This is a genomic window from Rhodococcus sp. NPDC080181 (genome assembly GCF_040702225.1).
Classification (GTDB): Bacteria; Actinomycetota; Actinomycetes; order Mycobacteriales; family Mycobacteriaceae; genus Rhodococcoides; species Rhodococcoides fascians.
In genome coordinates this window covers 74,339-90,942 of the sequence record NZ_JBFBKN010000019.1, presented here as the reverse complement: position 1 = coordinate 90,942, position 16,604 = coordinate 74,339, and the positions used below count along the sequence as shown (strand labels likewise).

Here is a 16,604-nt window from a genome sequence, read left to right as displayed (position 1 = left end):
CGATGCGACGTCCTGTTCGCCATGCTCAAGACCAAGACTCTGTACCAACCGCCCACGACACAAGCCGCTTGACAGAAACCATAGGGACACCCCCCTGATCTCGCAAACGCGCTCGCGTTTGCCAGACGCGAGCCGAATTGCCCCGGAATCGGGCACGAAACTCCGCGCACCTGACGAATGCGCGCGCGTTTGCGATTGCCGAACGATGATCACGAGCTTCCCGGTCCAAGGCTCACCAACATTCGACGTCCGCCCCCCGGATTTCGCAAACGCGCGCGCGTTTGCCGAACGCGAGCGAAACAGCCCCGGAATCGGGCACGAATCCGCGCGCACCTGACAACTGCGCGCGCGTTTGCGCCGCCGATCGGGCTCAGGCAGGAGCGAGGAAAGCCGCCAACGCGTCGGCGTATGCCTTCACGTCGCCGGCTCCCATCAACTCTCGGGACGAGTGCATGGCGAGTTGCGCTGCGCCGACGTCGACCGTCGACAACCCGGTGCGCGACGCGGTGATCGGTCCGATGGTCGATCCGCACGGTAGATCCGCGCGATGGACATAGCGCTGAAACGGTACGTCGGCTTGCTCGCAGGCCAGTGCGAATGCACCGGCACCGGCGGAATCGGTTGCGTAGCGCAGGTTTTGGTTGACCTTGAGTACCGGTCCGCCGCCGAGTTCGATGCGATGTGCAGGCTCGTGACGATCGGGGTAGTTCGGATGCGTCGCGTGCGCCATATCGCCTGAGGCACAGATGGATCCGGCCATCGTGCGCAGGAATTCCTCGCGGCCGCCGCCGCGCCCCAGCACGATGCGTTCGAGCACGGTGTTGAGCAGGTCCGAGAACGCGCCGCGGTCGGACATACTGCCGACTTCCTCGTGGTCGAACAGTGCCAGCACCGGAGTGACGTCGGTCGGATTCTCCAGTGCCGCAAGCAAAGCCTGCGTTCCGGCGTAACAGGTGCCCTGGTTGTCCAGTCGCGGCGCACTGACCAACTCGGATTCGACGCCCACGACGGCACTGGGCGCGAGATCGTGTGTCATCAGTTCCCAGCCCAGCACCGAACCGGGATCGACGCCTTCGCGGTCGGCGACGTAGGCGATGAACGACTGCGGTGAATTACCCACGCCCCAAATGGCATTGACGTGTCGCTGCGGGTCCAGGGTGACGCCTTTGCGGTCCTCGGACAGGTGGATCGCCAGCTGTGGAACTCGCAGGATCGGTTCGTCCACCTTGACCAGCACTTCGCGGGCGGTGTTGCCGTCGCGCACGCTGAGCCGGCCGGAGATACCCAGGTCGCGATCGAGCCAGGAGTTCAGCCAGGCACCGCCGTACGGCTCCAGGCCGACCATCTGCCAGCCCGCCGATTCGAGATCGGGGTGCTGCTTCACCCGGAGATTGGGACTGTCGGTGTGTCCGCCGACGATGCGGAAGGGGCAATCACGAGTGGAGCCTGCGGAACGACCCGAATCGATGTGCTCGGTGCCCCACGCGACGAGAGAACCGCCGCGAATCAAGTAGTAGCGGCCTGGTTCGGTCGGCCAGGCATCGGTCTCGTCCAGACGCACGAATCCGGCGTCTTCGAGCTGCACCGACACCGTCCGACACACATGGAACGGGGACGGCGAGACGTCGACGAAGTTGCAGAGACCGGCAGCAGAGGCAGAGGACGACATGGGAACCATTGTGTCAGCCGCCGCGTCGAACACCCCGAGAGCACACACCGACCGGGGGAGAAACATGAAGATCGAGCCGACACCGAACCAACACGTCGCTCACGCAACCACACTCGCCATCGTACGAATGAAAACGATCGAAGCATTTCGTACCCGCGGAATGGTGGTGCACCGTGAGGATGCGACCACGCTCGGTGCGGAGTCGGGTGCACGCTTCCCGCTCGACAACGTGTTCGCCCGCTGCTCGGGTGCGCCCCGGTCGGCGTGGGACGGCATCATCGGCGGCCATGTCCAGGTCATGATCGAGGCGATGCGCGAGTCCGCTCCGGCGTTCATCGCAGGCCTGTCCGACGACGAGTTCCATTCGAAACTCCGTGAACGCGTCGTCGCGCCGTGCGTGTTGGAATCGATGGGTTCGTACAGTTATTCGGTTCCCCTGCTCGCGGCACCCGATGCGCCGAGGCGGGTGTTGAATCTGTCGTCTCCGAATCGAGCTCTGACGTTGTTCGACAGTCACTTCGAGGGGCGCGACATCGACGCTGCGTGGGCTGCGGGTCGCAAGAACACTGCGGCGATCGAGTTCGAGGGAGCGCAGTTGCTCGAACGCGAGGGGGTCTGCATCGAGGTGCTCGACGGCGATTCGATCTATCTTGCGTCGAAGATCGCCGATATGACCACGTTGACTTCGTCGCATTTGGGCGAATGCCTGTACGGCGTACTCTTCGCCGTCCCCAACGCGTACGAATTCGCCTTTCATCGGCCCCGCGACGCCGACGACGCAGTCGCCGCAGCCACCGCACTCGCCGAGCTGGCCGACGTGTTCTCTCGCGATACACCGAGCCCACTGTCGCGCTCGGTGTTCTTCTGGCGAGACGGCGAGTATTGCGACGTGACGCACGGGCCTAAGGGTATCTTCACCTCAGCGTTGACCGAACTACGCGCACGCGCGGCCTGACTGCGATCACGTGCCGACAGACCCGCTATTCAGGCGGCGGAGTGGTCGGTCGTCCCGCTGCAGCGTCGCGAATCCAGTCGGGTACGGGTTGATGATCGCGTTCGGCCATGGTGATGTACGCGCGGGCAGCGGCAGCGGCGACCGTTGGCCGTGGTGCTTTGATGTTGCGTTCGTCGGTGGTGGTCATCGCGGGTCCTCCTGCTCGCTCTCGCCGTCAGTGTCCTCGGTTTCGCGCGGTTTCGCGCGGTTGCGCCAGTGCGCGACGTGCAGACCGGCCCGCAACGGCAAGCAGCACCTTGCGTTCGGTGCTGGCGATGAGAGCGACCCCGACGACGGCCAGAACGCCAACGACGAGCGTTACCCACGACTGGGCGGGCATCCGCTGCTCAGTGCGCCCCGGATACGCAGAACACGTTGCCGTCGGGATCGCTGAGCGTCACCCAGCGAAAGTCACCCATGGTGTGCTGCTGGACCTCGGTCGCACCCGACTCGACCAGCCGAGAGACCTCGTCGTCGAGGTTCTCGGCGGTCATGTCGAGGTGGAGGCGATTCTTACCCGGCGACGGGTCGTCGACCTTCTGGAAGGCCAGTCGATACGGGGCCGAAGCGAGTGCGACGACGTAGAACCAGCCGTCGTTCTCCTCGACGATCGATCCGTCGACCTGTGAGGCCCACCAGCGAGCGAGCGGGCCCGGGTCGGTGGAATCGAACGTGATCATGCCCAGGGTCAGTGTCATGGCGGAAGATTAGACCCACCCACCGACACGAAAATCAGGCGTTGACGATCGCGTCCAGTGCCGAGTAGAAGATGCCGAGCCCGTCGTCGCTCGGGCCGGTCAACGGCTCGGTGGCGTGCTCGGGATGGGGCATCAGGCCGACGATCCGACCGTTTGCCGACGAGATTCCGGCAATACCGCGCTGCGACCCGTTGGGGTTGCTCCCGCTGTAGCGGAACACGACGCGGCCTTCACCTTCGAGCTCGTCGAGCACGCTCTGCGATGCCTGGAATCGGCCCTCGGCGTTCTTGACCGGAATCAGGATCTCGGCATCCTGCTCGTATCGCGACGACCATGCCGTGCCGGCATTCTCGACCTTCAACCATTGGTCGCGGCACACGAAATGGAGGCCCTCGTTGCGCGTCAAAGCTCCGGGAAGCAGTCCGACCTCGCACAACACCTGAAAACCGTTGCAGATCCCCAGGATCGGCATCCCGCCCTCTGCCGCCTTGACCACTGACTCCATCACGGGAGCGAAGCGGGCGATCGCACCGGCTCGCAGATAGTCGCCGTATGAGAATCCGCCGGGGACGACGATGGCGTCGACGTTCTTCAGATCGGCGTCGGCGTGCCACAGGCTGACGGCCTCGCCGCCGGCGAGAGTCACGGCGCGGGATGCGTCGACGTCGTCGAGAGTTCCGGGGAACGTGATGACTCCTACGCGGGCGCTCATGAGATACGGGTCACTTTCCAGTCCTCGATCACCGTGTTGGCGAGCAGCGATTCGGCAATTTTCTCGAGTTCGGCGTCGTCGACGGAATCGTCGATCTCCAGCTCGAAGCGCTTGCCCTGACGCACATCGGACACACCGGAGATTCCCAGCCGGCCCAGCGCACCTGCGATGGCCTGACCCTGCGGATCGAGAATCTCGGCCTTGGGCATGACATCGACTACGACTCGGGCCACGAAAGCGCTCCTTGAAATACGTACAGCAAGACAGTTACCGGCAGGTGGGAGTCTACGCAGCCCTGGCCAGCGGAGTGAAACCGCGCTTACTGTGGGGTGCATGCGGCTGACACACTTCGGACATTCCTGCGTTCTGGTCAAACTCAACGGCACCACGGTGCTGTTCGATCCCGGCACGTTCTCTCACGGATTCGAGGGCATCACCGGACTCGACGCCATCCTGGTCACTCACCAGCACCCGGATCATGTTGATCTGCAGCGACTTCCCGCGCTTCTCGACGCCAATCCCCGCGCCGAGCTGCACGCCGATCCCATGACGGCAGGCCAGCTCGGAGGAAAATGGATCGCGGCCCCGGCGGGCAAGGACTTCTCCGTGGGCGGCATCACCGTCACCGGAGTCGGCGGCACGCACGCCGTCATCCATCCGGAACTGCCGGAGATCGACAACACCGGTTATCTGCTCGGTACTCCGGAGAACCCGGGGCAACTGTTCCATCCGGGTGACTCGTTGTTCGTTCCCGAGCAACAGGTCGAGGTACTGGCATTGCCCGCGGCAGCGCCGTGGTCGAAGCTGTCCGAGACGGTCGAGTTCCTCCGTGCGGTGGCACCGAGGATGGCGTTCCCCATTCACCAGGCCGTCGTCGCGGAACAGGCGAGGGGCATCTACTACGGACGCTTCAAGGACATGTCCGACGCCGAAATCCGCGAACTCCCCGAGGAATCGTCCGTCTCGATCTAGCCGGTGACCTCGGGCGGGAGGGTGCCGATCATGGTCACTTGCGTTCCGTCCCACTGGTAGTCGATCGTCGCCGGTCCGCCGGTCGGGTTCGCATTGGCGTCATCGGCGAGTGGCCAGCGGTAGTTCACTGTGATCGTGTCGGCGGACTGTGCCGCCACCGACGTGAACCCGTACGGCTCCAGCGTCGCGGTGCCGAGGTACTCGGCGTCGTGAAAGAAGAGCAGATGTGTCGGCGAGCTCACCGTTGCCCCGGACGGGAGCGCTTCGACCCAGGTGAACGACGCGCACGGATCGCCCATGTCGGTGGCGACCCACGGTGAATCTGCGAACACGAGCGGCAGCGAGTCCACCGCCTGCGGTACCGGCCCCCACGTCAGATCCAGGCACAGCGGCTCGGCTTCCGACGGACCCATGGGAACCAGGTCGCTGGCCTCCTCGGGTGGCGTTCGCTGCGGCTGCGCTCCCTCGGTCACGGTGGCCGGGTCGGGTGTCACCGTCACCGAGCTCGTCGCCGTGGTCGTCGGAACGGCCGAGGACGGTGCTGCCGACGGCGTTCCTTGCTCCGATCCGCTGCACGCGACGAGAGCTGTTGCACCTACTGCGAGGAGCAGAAGTCGTTTCATGAAGACCGCCTGGTTCGATTTGCCCGACGCCAGGTATGTACCCTCGCAAACATGTTCCGTTACATCTCATTTCGATCAAGGGGCCTGAACCCTGCCAGCGCAGGCGATTCTTGCTCCACTCCCCGCCCGGTCCGCGGTATTTCAGGCGGAAGCTGCCACAGAGTGGAGCGCCAGTTGCACTCGTCAGTCGAGCCGAACCAATTCCTGCAGTGCCGACTCGTCCACCGCGTCGAGTCCGTCCAAGAATGCAGCAGCGAAGGTACCCGGACGCGACGTCGAGCGAGCCGCAATCTCCGACGCGACCGCCACGTGCGCGTGCGCGGCGACGGCACCGATCAACGCAGACGGAGAAACGGAACAGTACGCAGCCGTCAGCGCACCCAACGCGCATCCGGTGGCCGTAACTCGTTGCAGCAGTACGCTTCCGCCGCCGATCTTCACCGTCGAGCCTTGCGCGAAGATGTGGTCGACCTCGCCCGAGGCCGCTACGACCTCGGCGCGGTCGAGGAGAGAACGCGCCGCGTCGACGGAATCCGCCACGTGCGCAGACGAATCCACGCCCCGCGATCCACCCTCAGCGCCCGCGAGTCCCATCACCTCGGAAGCATTCGCGCGAATCACGCTGGGCCGATTGGCAAGTAGCTCGACGGCCACCTGAGTCCGCCAGGGAAGACCGCCCGCGCCCACCGGATCGAGTACCCACGGCTTCCCCGCTGCTCGCGCGGCAGCGGACGCCAGACGAGAACTTTCCACCTGCGCGGCCGTCGGAGTTCCGAGATTGACCAGAACCGCGTCGGCGATCTCGGCGAAGCCGGCCGCTTCCTCCGGATTGTCGACCATCGCCGGAGCCGCACCTGCCGCGAGCAGGGCGTTGGCGACGAATTGCACCGACACCGTATTGGTCAGACACTGCACCAGCGGATTGCGATCACGCAGCAGTCGATGCGCGGCAACGATGTCGTCCAGGGTCACACTCGAGGCATTCATCGCTGTCGAGTCTACGACCGCTGCCACCCCGTTCGCGTCAATGGACCACCCCACCCCCTTCGGATCAATGCGCCTTTCTTGCAATCTGAGTGACTGAAAGCCACATTGATCCCAATTGGAGGTACAGAGCAAGCCGGGGGCGGGGCGGGGGTTGGGGCGGGGCGGGGGTGAGTCAGCGAGGAGTCAGGCGACGCGAGTTTTGGTGCGCGGGATCCATTCGTAGACTCCGGCTGCGGCGTTGTGGTGCAGGGAGAGGTCGATGGCATCGAGGATTGCCTGTCGCGGCGCGGAGCGTCCGAGTTGCTTGGCGCTGATGGCCAGGCGCACCACTCCCCCGCGTCGGGCGTTGCGACCGGCCCCGAGTACGAGTGCTTTGAACCACCAAGGTTCGGCTTTGAAGCCTTCGCCGATTCCCCAGACCCGGGCGCGGATGGTGCCGTCGCGGTCGAGGTCGTGAATACCGTTCAGCGAGGCGATCATTCGGAATCCTGCATCCGGGAGCGCCTCGATGGCTCCGGGTGAGGCGATCCAGCGCGGAGCGGCGAACACTCGGGTACGCAGGCCGGTCTGTTCCATGACGCGGTCGGCGGCCATCAAGCGCAGTCGAGCTTCGTGACGCGGCAGTGCGGAGAATTCGGAGCGTCGACGCTTCGTCGCGGCCTGGTCGTAGCCGTGCAGAACGATGGCGTCGCCTCCGTCGCGTCGCGTCCGCAGCCATTCCTGGGTGGGCACGTCGGCTGCGAGACGGTATTTGTCTTTCAGCCGCGGTGCGACGAGCAGCGACAGCGGGACGCCCCGTCCGTCGAGTTCTCGTGCGAACTCGGCGGCGTGCTCGTAGGTGTCGTTCTTGATTCCGCTCACCGACACGATCAGGCGTCCAGACATGACTCGAGCCTCGCACACCAGCGTGAACGAGGCTCGACGTCGATGCAGACAGAAGCTAAACGGCGATCGTTTCCTTCGGCAGGATCTTGTCGATCGCGGCGAGCACCTCGGGTGCGTCCGGCTCGGTGCGCGGGCGGAAACGGTTGGTGACGACGCCATCCGGGGAGATCAGGAACTTCTCGAAGTTCCACTGAACGTCTCCGGCGGTGCCGTCGGCGTCCTCGGTCTTGGTCAGTTCGGCGTAGAGCGGGTGCCGGTTGTCACCGTTGACGTCGACCTTCTCGGTCATCGCGAACGTGACGCCGTACGTGGTGGAGCAGAAAGTTTCGATTTCTTCGGCGGTGCCGGGCTCTTGGCCACCGAACTGGTTACACGGCACCCCGACGACCGACAGGCCACTGGCGGAGTACTCGTTGGCGAGCTTCTCCAGCTTTTCGTACTGCGGGGTCAGTCCGCACTTGGATGCGACATTGACCACGAGGACGGCCCGTCCGGCGTACTCGTCGAGCGAGGTGGGCGCACCACCCAGCGTGTTGATGCCGATGTTCTGAACTTCAGTCATCATCCGAACTTACCTGTGAGTACCGACAGAATGGAACCGACGCACAAAAGCAAGTACGACCCCGCTGGTGGCAGGGCCGTACTTGCGTTCTTCCGAACCGGGCGACGGGGGGATGCGCGTCGCCCGGCAGGTTCTTATGCCTTGGCGGCGTTCTTTTCGATGATGACCTGCTTGTCGGCAGGCCGGTCGTCCTCGGGGAGGTGGTCGTCGACCATGGTCTCCTCGTCGAACGGGTGCTTGCCGTCGAGCACCTCGGTGACTCGGGCGGCGTCGATCGTCTTGGTCCACGTACCGACCAACAGAGTGGCAACGGCGTTACCGGAGAAGTTGGTGACGGCGCGGGCTTCGGACATGAAGCGGTCGATTCCGACGATGAGCTGAACACCGTCGAGCAGTTCCGGGCGGTGGCTCGACAGGCCGCCGGCGAGAGTCGCCAGGCCTGCTCCGGACACTCCGGCTGCGCCCTTGGAGGCGATGATCATGAACAGCAGCAGCGAGAACTGCTCCCCGATGGAGAGCGGCATGTTCATGGCGTCGGCGATGAAGATCGAGGCCATGGTCAGGTAGATCGCAGTGCCGTCGAGGTTGAACGAGTAACCGGTGGGGACGACGATGCCGACGGTGGTGCGCTCGACTCCGACGTGCTCCATCTTGGCGATCAGACGCGGCAGGGCCGATTCGGAGGACGACGTGGCAACGATGAGCAGGTACTCCCGGGCCAGGTACTTGACCAGCTTGAAGATCGAGAAGCCGGAGACGAACTTGAGAATCAGGCCGAGGAAGAAGAAGACGAAGATGAAGCAGGTGATGTAGAAGGCCAGCATCAGAGTGCCGAGCTGAATGACTGCGTCGAAGCCGGTCTTGCCGACGACACCGGCGATGGCACCGAAGGCACCGATCGGGGCGAGCCACAGGATCATCGTGAGGATGCGGAAGACGAGCTTCTGTACTGCGCCGATGCCCTTGAGGATGCCTTCACCCTGCTTGCCCATGGCCTGCAGGGCGAAACCGACGAGGATGGCGACGAACAGCGTCTGCAGAACAGAACCGGCCGTCAGCGACGAAAGCAGCGACGTCGGAATGATTCCGGCGATGAAGTCCATCGTCCCGCCGGCTTCGTGGGCGGTGTCGGCGAGCTTGAGTCCGGCGTCGTTCGGCGTGATGTTCAGTCCGTCACCGGGCTTGATGAGGTTGCCGACAACCATGCCGATACCGAGGGCGATGGTCGACATGCCGATGAAGTAAGCGAGCGCCAGGCCGCCGACTCGGCCGACGCTGGCTGCGGCGCGTACCGATCCGATGCCGAGGACGATGGTGCAGAAGATGACCGGGCTGATCATCATCTTGATCAGGCTGACGAAGAGCGTGCCGAGGATCGACAGGTCGGACGCGAAATCCTTGGCCACCAACCCGACGATGATGCCGGCGATGACGGCGATGATCACCGCGATGTAGAGCCAGTGCGTTCTGTCGCGCTTCTTCTTCGGCTCGGACGACGGATTGTCGTTCCGCTCAGCGTCGGTGCTGATAGTCATGGACGTTCCTTAGTGTTCCGGTGGTGCGTGAATGTGGCTGGTGGCTTCGTGATCGCCGGAGTGGAGTGAGGTGGGTCACCCCTGCTGAGAGATGATGTTGCTGCACCCAGTGACTGGAGTCACCTATACGTTCATTCTGTTCACATCGATGTTTCTTGTCCGAAAGGAATGTGTTGTCCTCGAAGCGGCCGCTGAGCGTGGCGGGCCAGGTTTTGGTCCTGCAACTGGTCGTCATGGCCGTCGTCGTTCTCGCCGGCGGGATACTGACGATCCTCAACGAGAGGTCCAACAGCGACGACGCCACCCGACGTGAGGTGACGGCGATCGCGGTGAGTATCGCCAACGAACCGTCGACGCCGCTGGCCATCGAATCCGACGACCCGACGTCTCGTCTGCAGCCGGAAACGGAGAAGATCAGGCAGGTCACCGGGGTCGATTTCATCGTCGTCATGGCTCCCGATCGCACCCGCTTCACGCACACCACCGTCGACCTGATCGGTAAACCGTTCAGCGGCAACATCGATCGCGCACTGCTCGGTGAGACGTTCACCGAGACGTACGTGGGCTCTCTCGGCCCGTCGATCAGAGCGGTCACACCCGTCACCGATACCGACGGCGAGATCGTCGGTCTCGTGTCCGCTGGAGTCACCCGCCAGAAGATCAGCGATCAGTTCCTACAAGGCCTGCCGTTGATCCTCGCCGTCGTGCTCGCGGCCTTCGTCGTCGCTGCGGCCGGTTCGACGCTGCTCAGCCGCCGGCTACGGCGTCAGACATTGGGAATGGCTCCGGCCGAATTGCGGACGATGTACGAGCATCACGACGCCGTTCTGCATTCCATCGGCGAGGGTCTGTTGGTGTTCGGACGCAGCGACGAGGCGGAGTTGGTCAACGACGAGGCCCGACGCCTTCTCGACCTACCGGACGGGCCGGTGTCGCTGACGTCGTTGCCGGAGTCGATGCAACAGATGGACACCGGGATCGTCCGCGGTGAGCTGCACCTGACGAAAGATCGTGTACTCGTCGTCAACCAGGATCCGGTCATGTGGGAGGGCAAACGCCTGGGTAACGTTTTGACGATTCGCGATCAGACCGAGTTGCGTTCGTTGATGGGCGAATTGGATTCGGTGCGCAGTTTCGCGGAGTCACTGCGCTCGCAGGCGCACGAGGCGGCGAATCGCTTGCACACGGTCATCACGATGGTCGAGCTCGGTCGGCCCGAAGAAGCCGTCGAATTCGCGACGGCCGATCTCGAACTCTCGCAGACTCTCATCGACCGGTTGATGAACGCGGTAAGCGAGCCTGCGCTCGCGGCGCTGTTGCTCGGCAAGGTCAGCCAGGCTGCCGAACAGGGCGTCGAGCTGACGATCACCGACGACACGGCGATGGAACACGAAGGGGTTCTGACTGCTCGCGAATTGGTGACGCTGGTCGGCAATCTGATAGACAATGCGATCGATGCCTCGAAAGAATCCGACCAGCCGTGGGTCGAAGTGACGGTCCGCGACGCCGACGGTGAACTCGTCGTCCGAGTGGCCGACAGCGGTCCCGGCATGCCGCCGGAAACCTTGAAAGCTGCTCTCCGGCGCGGATATTCGACCAAATCCGGATCTCGCGGACTCGGCCTCGCGTTGGTGACGCAGGTGATCACGCGGCACGGTGGCACGTTGACCTCGGAAGTGACGTACGGGTCGGTGTTGGTTGCGACCATTCCGGGGGCGACGTCGTGATCCGCGTACTGATCGTCGACGACGAACCGCTCATCGCCGAGGCCCACAAGACGTACGTCGAGCGGACGCCCGGTTTCGACGTTGCCGGCGTCGCGCACACCGGCGCTGCGGCCATGCGATTCGCCAGCACCGAACCCGTCGATCTGGTGTTGCTGGACATCGGCCTGCCCGACGCCAGTGGCATCGACGTCGCCGCGGCGCTCGGCGGTCTGCGTCCGAGCCCCGACGTCATTGCCATCACCTCCGAACGTGATCTGTCGGTGGTGCGTTCGGCAGTGGCGCACGGCATCGTGCTGTATCTGCTCAAACCGTTCACGTTCGCTGCGTTCCGAGACAAGCTCGAGCGCTATCGCGAATTCCACGATGCATTACCCGCCGGCGAGAACGCGTCCAGTCAGCGAGACATCGACCGTGCGATGGCACATCTGCGCACGGCCGACGAACGCGTCTCCACCCCCAAAGGCATTGCCCCACAGACGATGGACGGCATCACAGCCAGCGTCAAGGAATCCGTCGACGGCCTCAACGCCTCCGAGGCGGCCAAGGTTGTCGGCGTATCCCGGGTGACGGCCTGGCGCTACCTCGAACGACTGGCCGACGACGGCCTGGTCACCCGGCACACCGAATACGGTAAGGCCGGGCGACCGCAGGTCCGCTACGTGTGGCGTTAGAGCGGCTGGCGCCGCATGTGAGTGGAAATTCGGAGCAGGCTACGAGGCAGGAGTGGAGTTTGCGGAACGACCCGAAAGTCAGCCACTCACATGGGCACCGGTCTTCTCGACGATCCAGGCGTACTCGAAGGCCGCTTCTTTCCATTTCTCGTAGCGTCCGCTGACTCCGCCGTGTCCGGCGCTCATTTCGGTCTTGAGGAGCAGGTCCGAGTCACCCGTCTTCGTGGCACGCAGGGCCGCAACCCATTTGGCCGGTTCGACGTACAGGACGCGGGTGTCGTTGATGGACGTGATCGCGAGGATCGACGGGTAGTCCTTGGCCTCGACGTTCTCGTAGGGGCTGTACGACTTCATGTAGTCGTACACCTCCTTGTCCGCCAACGGGTTACCCCACTCGTCCCATTCGATCACCGTCAACGGCAGCGACGGGTCGAGGATGGAGGTGAGTGGGTCGACGAACGGCACGTTGGCCAGGATGCCGTTGAACAGCTCGGGTGCGAGGTTGGCCACCGCTCCCATCAGCAGTCCGCCTGCGCTGCCGCCGTCGGCGACCAGATGCTTCGGTGAGGTACGGCCGGTGTCGATCAGATGCTGTGCGGCAGCGATGAAGTCGGTGAACGTGTTCTTCTTCTGCAGCGTCTTGCCCTGGTCGTACCAGTGCCTACCCATCTCACCGCCGCCGCGCACGTGTGCGACGACGAAGACGATGCCGCGGTTCAGCAGGGACAGACGCGCCACCGAGAACGACGGGTCCATCGATGCCTCGTACGATCCGTAGCCGTACAGCAGCGTGGGAGCAGGACCCTCGGGGACGTCCTTGCGAGCGATGACCGACAGCGGAATCTGTGTTCCGTCCGGCGCGGTCGCCCACTCTCGGTGCTGCACATAGTCGCCGGCGTCGAACTCACCGAGAACCGGCTGCGATTTGCGGAGCAGCAGTTCGCCACTGGCGATGTCGAGGTCGTACACCTGACCGGGCGTGATGAAGGAGGTGTAGACCATCCGCAGCAGCGGCTGATCCCATTCCGGGTTCGAGCCCGCACCGACGGAGTAGAGCTCCTCGTCGAACTCGAGCTCGCGGTACTCGCCGTATCCGTCGTCGGTCAGCGGCCAGATCGACATGCGGGTCAACGCTTCTCGGCGATAGGTGAAGATCAGGTGTCCGGCGAAGGCGTCGATGTCCTCGACTCGGACGTCATCGCGATGCGGAACCAGAATGCGCTGATCGAGTGGATCGCTCACCGGGGCCTCGGCGAGCAGGAAGTTCTCGGCCTTCTCCCCCTCGGTGCCCCAGCCGTTGACCGAGCCGTTGTGGGTGATCAGGAAGCGATCCTCACCGGCCACGACGGCGTGTTCGATGCTGTACTCGATGCCGTCCGTGCGCGGCAGCACGACGCGGAATTCGCCCTCGGGATCGGTGGATTCGAGGACGAGGCACTCGGAGGTGATCTTCGAGCCGACCCAGATCATCAGGTACTTCTCGCTGCGGGTGGAACCGAATCCGACCCAGTAGCTCTCGTCGGGCTCGTGGAAGACCTTGACGTCCTCGGCCTTACCGAGCGTGTGCCGCCAGACGGTGTCGGGACGCCAGGACTCGTCGACCGTCAGGTAGAAGACATGCGTGGCGTCGGCGGTCCAGGTGGCACCCGGCGCGACGTTCTCGATGGTGTCGGCGAGCAGTTCACCGGTCTCGAGGTTCTTGAAACGCAGCGTGTACCGCTCGTCGCCCTCGGTGTCGGTGGAATACGCCAGCAACGTGCCGTCGAGGCTGATCGAGAATGCCCCGAGCGAGAAGAAGTCGTGACCCTCCGCTTCGACGTTCGCGTCGAGCAGGATCTGCTCACCGGGCACGTCCACGTCGGACGACAGCGTCGGCGGTGTCCAGTCGTCGGGAGAGTCGACGGGACAACGGCATTGGAGGCCGTACGACTTTCCCTCGACGGTGCGCGAGTAGTACCACCACTGGCCCATGCGCGTCGGCACGGACAGGTCGGTCTCCTGGGTGCGCGATTTGATCTCGTCGAAGATCGTGCCGCGGAGTGCTTCCAGACCGGCCGTCTGCTGCTCGGTGTAGGCGTTCTCGGCTTCGAGGTAGGCGATCACCTCGGGGTCTTCCTTGGCGCGCAACCACTCGTAGTTGTCGATGAACGTGTCGCCGTGATGGGTGCGCCCCTGCGGCACCTTCTTGGCAATGGGAGGGGTGATCGTCATGGCGTGACCCAATCGTCGAAGTTCAGGCCCGAGATGCGCTCGTAGGCCTCGATGTAGCGGCTGCGCGTTGCGGCGACGACGTCGTCGGGCAACGGTGGCGGTGGGGTGTCGGACGCTCGGTCCCAGCCGGATTCGCCGGTCAGCCAGTCGCGAACGAACTGCTTGTCGAAACTGGGCTGAACGCGACCTTCTTCGTACGAGTCAGCAGGCCAGTATCGCGAGGAATCGGGGGTGAGCACCTCGTCGGCGAGAACGAGGTTGCCGTCAGCATCGGTCCCGAACTCGAACTTGGTGTCCGCGAGAATGATTCCGCGTTCCAGAGCGAAGTTGGCTGCACGCGAATAGATCTCGATGGTGTCTTCGCGGAGCTTGAAGGCCAGCTCGGCACCGACCAGTTCGACGGCCTGGTCGAAAGTGATGTTCTCGTCGTGCTCGCCCAGTTCGGCCTTGGCGGCAGGAGTGAAGATGACCTCGTCGAGTTTGCTCGATTCGATCAGGCCGGGCGGCAGTTCGACGCCGCACACGGCACCGGTCGCGTTGTAATCCGCCAACCCGGATCCGGTGAGATAGCCGCGAGCAACGCACTCGATCGGCACCATGTTCAGCTTCTTCACCACCAGGGCGCGGCCGATCAGTTCGGCGGGGATGCGTTCGTCGAGCGGATCACCGGCCAGGTGATTGACGCCGCCGAGCTCCTCGAAGAAGAACACGCTCATCGCCGTCAACACCCGTCCCTTGTCCGGGATCGGGGTGTCGAGGATGTGGTCGTAGGCCGAGATTCGATCGCTCGCGACGAGCAGCAGATGCGCGTCGTCGATCGTGTACAGATCGCGGACCTTGCCGCCGGCCAGATGCTCGTAGCTACTCAGTGATGGTCGCACGAGGCTCAACACTATCTGGGCCGGTGCCGCCACGTCGGCGGGCAGGGATCACAATGAGTAGCAATGGCAACGACCGAATCGACCCCGGACATCGGATTCCGCTCCGAACGCGGTCCCATCCTGATCGCGCTGATGCTCAGCTCGTCGCTGGTTGCGCTGGACGCGACGATCATCGCCACTGCGGTGCTCACCATCGTCGGCGACCTCGGCGGGTTTGCGCAGTTCCCGTGGTTGTTCTCGATCTACCTGCTGGCACAGGCTGTCTCGGTGCCGCTCTACGGCAAATTGTCCGATCTGTTCGGGCGCAAGAAGATCATGGTGTTCGGCATCGCGGTGTTCTGCCTGGGCTCGATTCTGTGCGGCCTGGCGTGGAGCATGCCTGCTCTGATTGCTTTCCGCGCGATTCAGGGACTCGGCGCGGGTGCCGTCCAGCCGATGTCCATCACCATCGCGGGCGACATCTACACGCTGCCCGAGCGCGCCAAGGTGCAGGGCTACCTGGCCAGCGTGTGGGCGATCTCTTCGGTGCTCGGCCCCGCCCTCGGTGGCGTCTTCTCCGAGTACCTGTCGTGGCGGTGGATCTTTTTCATCAACATTCCGCTGTGCGCGGTGGCGGCGTTCATGTTGCTGCGCAAGTTCGAGGAAGGCGCTGTCGAACGCGCCAAGCCGAAGATCGATTACCTCGGTGCCGCTCTGCTCACCGTCGGCGCGACGATGGTGCTCCTCGGCCTGCTCGAAGGCGGCCAGTCCTGGGCCTGGGGTTCGCCGATCAGCATCGCGATCTTCGTCGTGGGCTTCCTACTGCTGGCGGTGTTCGCATGGGTCGAGTCCCGCGCCGAGGAGCCGATCCTGCCGCTGTGGGTGTTCACCCGGCGGGTGCTTGTGGTCAGCAGCTTCATCTCGTTGCTCGTCGGCGCATTGATCCTGGGACTGACGTCCTACGTCCCGACCTTCGTACAGGGCGTGTTCGGCACCGGAGCCATCATCGCCGGCTTCTCGCTGTCCACGCTGACCCTCGGCTGGCCGATCGCGGCATCCCAGTCCGGGCGGGTGTACCTGCGCTTCGGCTTCCGCACGACGGCAGTGGTCGGCGGTTCGATCGGGATCGTGGGTACGGCACTGACGACTCTGCTCGACGCCGATTCGCAGATCTGGCACGTCGCGGCGATGTGCTTCGTCATCGGCCTCGGCATGGGGTTGATCGCGAGCCCCACCTTGATCGCCGCACAGTCGAGCGTCGAGTGGGCCGAACGCGGCGTCGTCACCTCCACCAACATGTTCGCCCGTTCACTCGGTAGCGCCGTCGGCGTCGCGGTGTTCGGTGCCATCGTCAACGCCCGTGTGTCCGGAGATCCAGAACCCGAACAACTGTCCGACGCCATCCATCTGGTCTTCATCGGAGTGCTGGTCGCCGCCGTCCTGATGACTGTCGCTGCGGTGTTCATGCCCAGGCGCACGGCCCGATAACTCGCCCACT

At 64.1% G+C, this 16,604-nt stretch carries 18 protein-coding genes; 5 read left to right on the top strand and 13 right to left on the bottom strand.

All coding sequences use genetic code 11. The features are described 5' to 3' along the window. Positions 1-370: 370 nt before the first annotated feature. The gene (locus tag AB0O58_RS20315) at positions 371-1,678 is read right to left on the bottom strand and encodes a M18 family aminopeptidase (RefSeq protein WP_366238691.1); all 1,308 of its coding nucleotides are present in this window, start codon (positions 1,676-1,678) and stop codon (positions 371-373) included. Between the two features lie 118 nt (positions 1,679-1,796). Between AB0O58_RS20315 and AB0O58_RS20310 the strand changes: the two genes are divergently transcribed. Further along, on the top strand, positions 1,797-2,624 hold the full coding sequence (locus AB0O58_RS20310) for a hypothetical protein (RefSeq protein WP_366238690.1): 828 nt from the start codon (positions 1,797-1,799) through the stop codon (positions 2,622-2,624). 25 nt (positions 2,625-2,649) lie between these two features. On the opposite strand, the gene AB0O58_RS20305 is transcribed toward AB0O58_RS20310, so the two are convergent. Genes AB0O58_RS20305 through purS form a run of 5 tightly spaced genes read right to left on the bottom strand, consistent with a single transcriptional unit; the run spans position 2,650 to position 4,306 of the window. Continuing rightward, a complete protein-coding gene (locus AB0O58_RS20305) occupies positions 2,650-2,811 on the bottom strand; it encodes a hypothetical protein (RefSeq protein ID WP_155288495.1) in 162 nt (53 codons plus the stop codon). Between the two features lie 27 nt (positions 2,812-2,838). Next, complete coding sequence (locus AB0O58_RS20300) at positions 2,839-3,003, bottom strand: hypothetical protein (RefSeq protein WP_196250494.1); 165 nt, start codon at positions 3,001-3,003, stop codon at positions 2,839-2,841. Positions 3,004-3,010: 7 nt separating this feature from the next. Then, positions 3,011-3,361 (bottom strand): VOC family protein, encoded by a 351-nt coding sequence (locus AB0O58_RS20295; protein WP_032367485.1) that lies wholly within the window; start codon positions 3,359-3,361, stop codon positions 3,011-3,013. A gap of 34 nt (positions 3,362-3,395) precedes the next feature. Next, on the bottom strand, positions 3,396-4,073 hold the full coding sequence (purQ, locus tag AB0O58_RS20290) for a phosphoribosylformylglycinamidine synthase subunit PurQ (protein ID WP_027495839.1): 678 nt from the start codon (positions 4,071-4,073) through the stop codon (positions 3,396-3,398). Further along, positions 4,070-4,306, bottom strand: a complete 237-nt coding sequence (gene purS / locus AB0O58_RS20285; protein ID WP_032371340.1) for a phosphoribosylformylglycinamidine synthase subunit PurS — start codon at positions 4,304-4,306, stop codon at positions 4,070-4,072. Before purS ends, purQ begins: the two co-directional genes overlap by 4 nt. 100 nt (positions 4,307-4,406) lie before the next feature. Between purS and AB0O58_RS20280 the strand changes: the two genes are divergently transcribed. Further along, positions 4,407-5,045 (top strand): MBL fold metallo-hydrolase, encoded by a 639-nt coding sequence (locus AB0O58_RS20280; protein WP_366238689.1) that lies wholly within the window; start codon positions 4,407-4,409, stop codon positions 5,043-5,045. Here AB0O58_RS20280 and AB0O58_RS20275 read toward each other — a convergent pair. The 5 genes from AB0O58_RS20275 to AB0O58_RS20255 all read right to left on the bottom strand — a co-directional run bounded on the left by AB0O58_RS20275 (position 5,042) and on the right by AB0O58_RS20255 (position 9,637). Beyond that, complete coding sequence (locus AB0O58_RS20275; RefSeq protein ID WP_366238688.1) at positions 5,042-5,668, bottom strand: LppP/LprE family lipoprotein; 627 nt, start codon at positions 5,666-5,668, stop codon at positions 5,042-5,044. The genes AB0O58_RS20280 and AB0O58_RS20275 overlap by 4 nt on opposite strands. A gap of 183 nt (positions 5,669-5,851) precedes the next feature. Beyond that, the gene (gene thiM, locus AB0O58_RS20270) at positions 5,852-6,655 is read right to left on the bottom strand and encodes a hydroxyethylthiazole kinase (protein ID WP_366238687.1); all 804 of its coding nucleotides are present in this window, start codon (positions 6,653-6,655) and stop codon (positions 5,852-5,854) included. A gap of 183 nt (positions 6,656-6,838) precedes the next feature. Beyond that, the gene (locus AB0O58_RS20265) at positions 6,839-7,540 is read right to left on the bottom strand and encodes a DUF2334 domain-containing protein (protein WP_366238686.1); all 702 of its coding nucleotides are present in this window, start codon (positions 7,538-7,540) and stop codon (positions 6,839-6,841) included. A gap of 55 nt (positions 7,541-7,595) precedes the next feature. Then, positions 7,596-8,105, bottom strand: coding sequence for a glutathione peroxidase (locus AB0O58_RS20260; protein WP_027495833.1), 510 nt, complete (start codon positions 8,103-8,105; stop codon positions 7,596-7,598). Positions 8,106-8,236: 131 nt separating this feature from the next. Beyond that, complete coding sequence (locus tag AB0O58_RS20255; protein WP_032371343.1) at positions 8,237-9,637, bottom strand: cation:dicarboxylase symporter family transporter; 1,401 nt, start codon at positions 9,635-9,637, stop codon at positions 8,237-8,239. Between the two features lie 233 nt (positions 9,638-9,870). Here AB0O58_RS20255 and AB0O58_RS20250 point away from each other — a divergent pair, with 233 nt between their 5' ends. Together AB0O58_RS20250 and AB0O58_RS20245 are read left to right on the top strand one after the other, a co-directional pair. Continuing rightward, positions 9,871-11,364 carry a sensor histidine kinase gene (locus AB0O58_RS20250; protein ID WP_283550587.1) on the top strand — a complete coding sequence of 498 codons (1,494 nt, stop codon included), beginning with the start codon at positions 9,871-9,873 and terminating at the stop codon, positions 11,362-11,364. Then, positions 11,361-12,035 (top strand): response regulator, encoded by a 675-nt coding sequence (locus AB0O58_RS20245; RefSeq protein ID WP_032374017.1) that lies wholly within the window; start codon positions 11,361-11,363, stop codon positions 12,033-12,035. Before AB0O58_RS20250 ends, AB0O58_RS20245 begins: the two co-directional genes overlap by 4 nt. Positions 12,036-12,113: 78 nt before the next feature. Here AB0O58_RS20245 and AB0O58_RS20240 read toward each other — a convergent pair whose 3' ends face one another. Continuing rightward, the gene (locus tag AB0O58_RS20240) at positions 12,114-14,246 is read right to left on the bottom strand and encodes a S9 family peptidase (RefSeq protein ID WP_366238685.1); all 2,133 of its coding nucleotides are present in this window, start codon (positions 14,244-14,246) and stop codon (positions 12,114-12,116) included. Then, positions 14,243-15,127 (bottom strand): phosphoribosylaminoimidazolesuccinocarboxamide synthase, encoded by an 885-nt coding sequence (locus AB0O58_RS20235; protein WP_094621728.1) that lies wholly within the window; start codon positions 15,125-15,127, stop codon positions 14,243-14,245. The genes AB0O58_RS20240 and AB0O58_RS20235 overlap by 4 nt, the downstream gene beginning before the upstream one ends. A gap of 63 nt (positions 15,128-15,190) precedes the next feature. Between AB0O58_RS20235 and AB0O58_RS20230 the strand changes: the two genes are divergently transcribed. Then, a complete protein-coding gene (locus tag AB0O58_RS20230) occupies positions 15,191-16,594 on the top strand; it encodes an MDR family MFS transporter (protein WP_027495827.1) in 1,404 nt (467 codons plus the stop codon). The last annotated feature ends 10 nt before the right edge of the window (positions 16,595-16,604 follow it).

What these genes read in the sequence shown, in the direction of transcription:
- AB0O58_RS20315 (WP_366238691.1), bottom strand. Translation starts at nt 1,678, where the DNA reads ATGGTTCCCATGTCGTCCTCTGCCTCTGCTGCCGGTCTCTGCAACTTC.
- AB0O58_RS20310 (WP_366238690.1), top strand. Translation starts at nt 1,797, where the DNA reads ATGAAAACGATCGAAGCATTTCGTACCCGCGGAATGGTGGTGCACCGT.
- AB0O58_RS20305 (WP_155288495.1), bottom strand. Translation starts at nt 2,811, where the DNA reads ATGACCACCACCGACGAACGCAACATCAAAGCACCACGGCCAACGGTC.
- AB0O58_RS20300 (WP_196250494.1), bottom strand. Translation starts at nt 3,003, where the DNA reads ATGCCCGCCCAGTCGTGGGTAACGCTCGTCGTTGGCGTTCTGGCCGTC.
- AB0O58_RS20295 (WP_032367485.1), bottom strand. Translation starts at nt 3,361, where the DNA reads ATGACACTGACCCTGGGCATGATCACGTTCGATTCCACCGACCCGGGC.
- purQ (WP_027495839.1), bottom strand. Translation starts at nt 4,073, where the DNA reads ATGAGCGCCCGCGTAGGAGTCATCACGTTCCCCGGAACTCTCGACGAC.
- AB0O58_RS20280 (WP_366238689.1), top strand. Translation starts at nt 4,407, where the DNA reads ATGCGGCTGACACACTTCGGACATTCCTGCGTTCTGGTCAAACTCAAC.
- AB0O58_RS20275 (WP_366238688.1), bottom strand. Translation starts at nt 5,668, where the DNA reads ATGAAACGACTTCTGCTCCTCGCAGTAGGTGCAACAGCTCTCGTCGCG.
- thiM (WP_366238687.1), bottom strand. Translation starts at nt 6,655, where the DNA reads ATGAATGCCTCGAGTGTGACCCTGGACGACATCGTTGCCGCGCATCGA.
- AB0O58_RS20265 (WP_366238686.1), bottom strand. Translation starts at nt 7,540, where the DNA reads ATGTCTGGACGCCTGATCGTGTCGGTGAGCGGAATCAAGAACGACACC.
- AB0O58_RS20260 (WP_027495833.1), bottom strand. Translation starts at nt 8,105, where the DNA reads ATGATGACTGAAGTTCAGAACATCGGCATCAACACGCTGGGTGGTGCG.
- AB0O58_RS20255 (WP_032371343.1), bottom strand. Translation starts at nt 9,637, where the DNA reads ATGACTATCAGCACCGACGCTGAGCGGAACGACAATCCGTCGTCCGAG.
- AB0O58_RS20250 (WP_283550587.1), top strand. Translation starts at nt 9,871, where the DNA reads ATGGCCGTCGTCGTTCTCGCCGGCGGGATACTGACGATCCTCAACGAG.
- AB0O58_RS20240 (WP_366238685.1), bottom strand. Translation starts at nt 14,246, where the DNA reads ATGACGATCACCCCTCCCATTGCCAAGAAGGTGCCGCAGGGGCGCACC.
- AB0O58_RS20230 (WP_027495827.1), top strand. Translation starts at nt 15,191, where the DNA reads ATGGCAACGACCGAATCGACCCCGGACATCGGATTCCGCTCCGAACGC.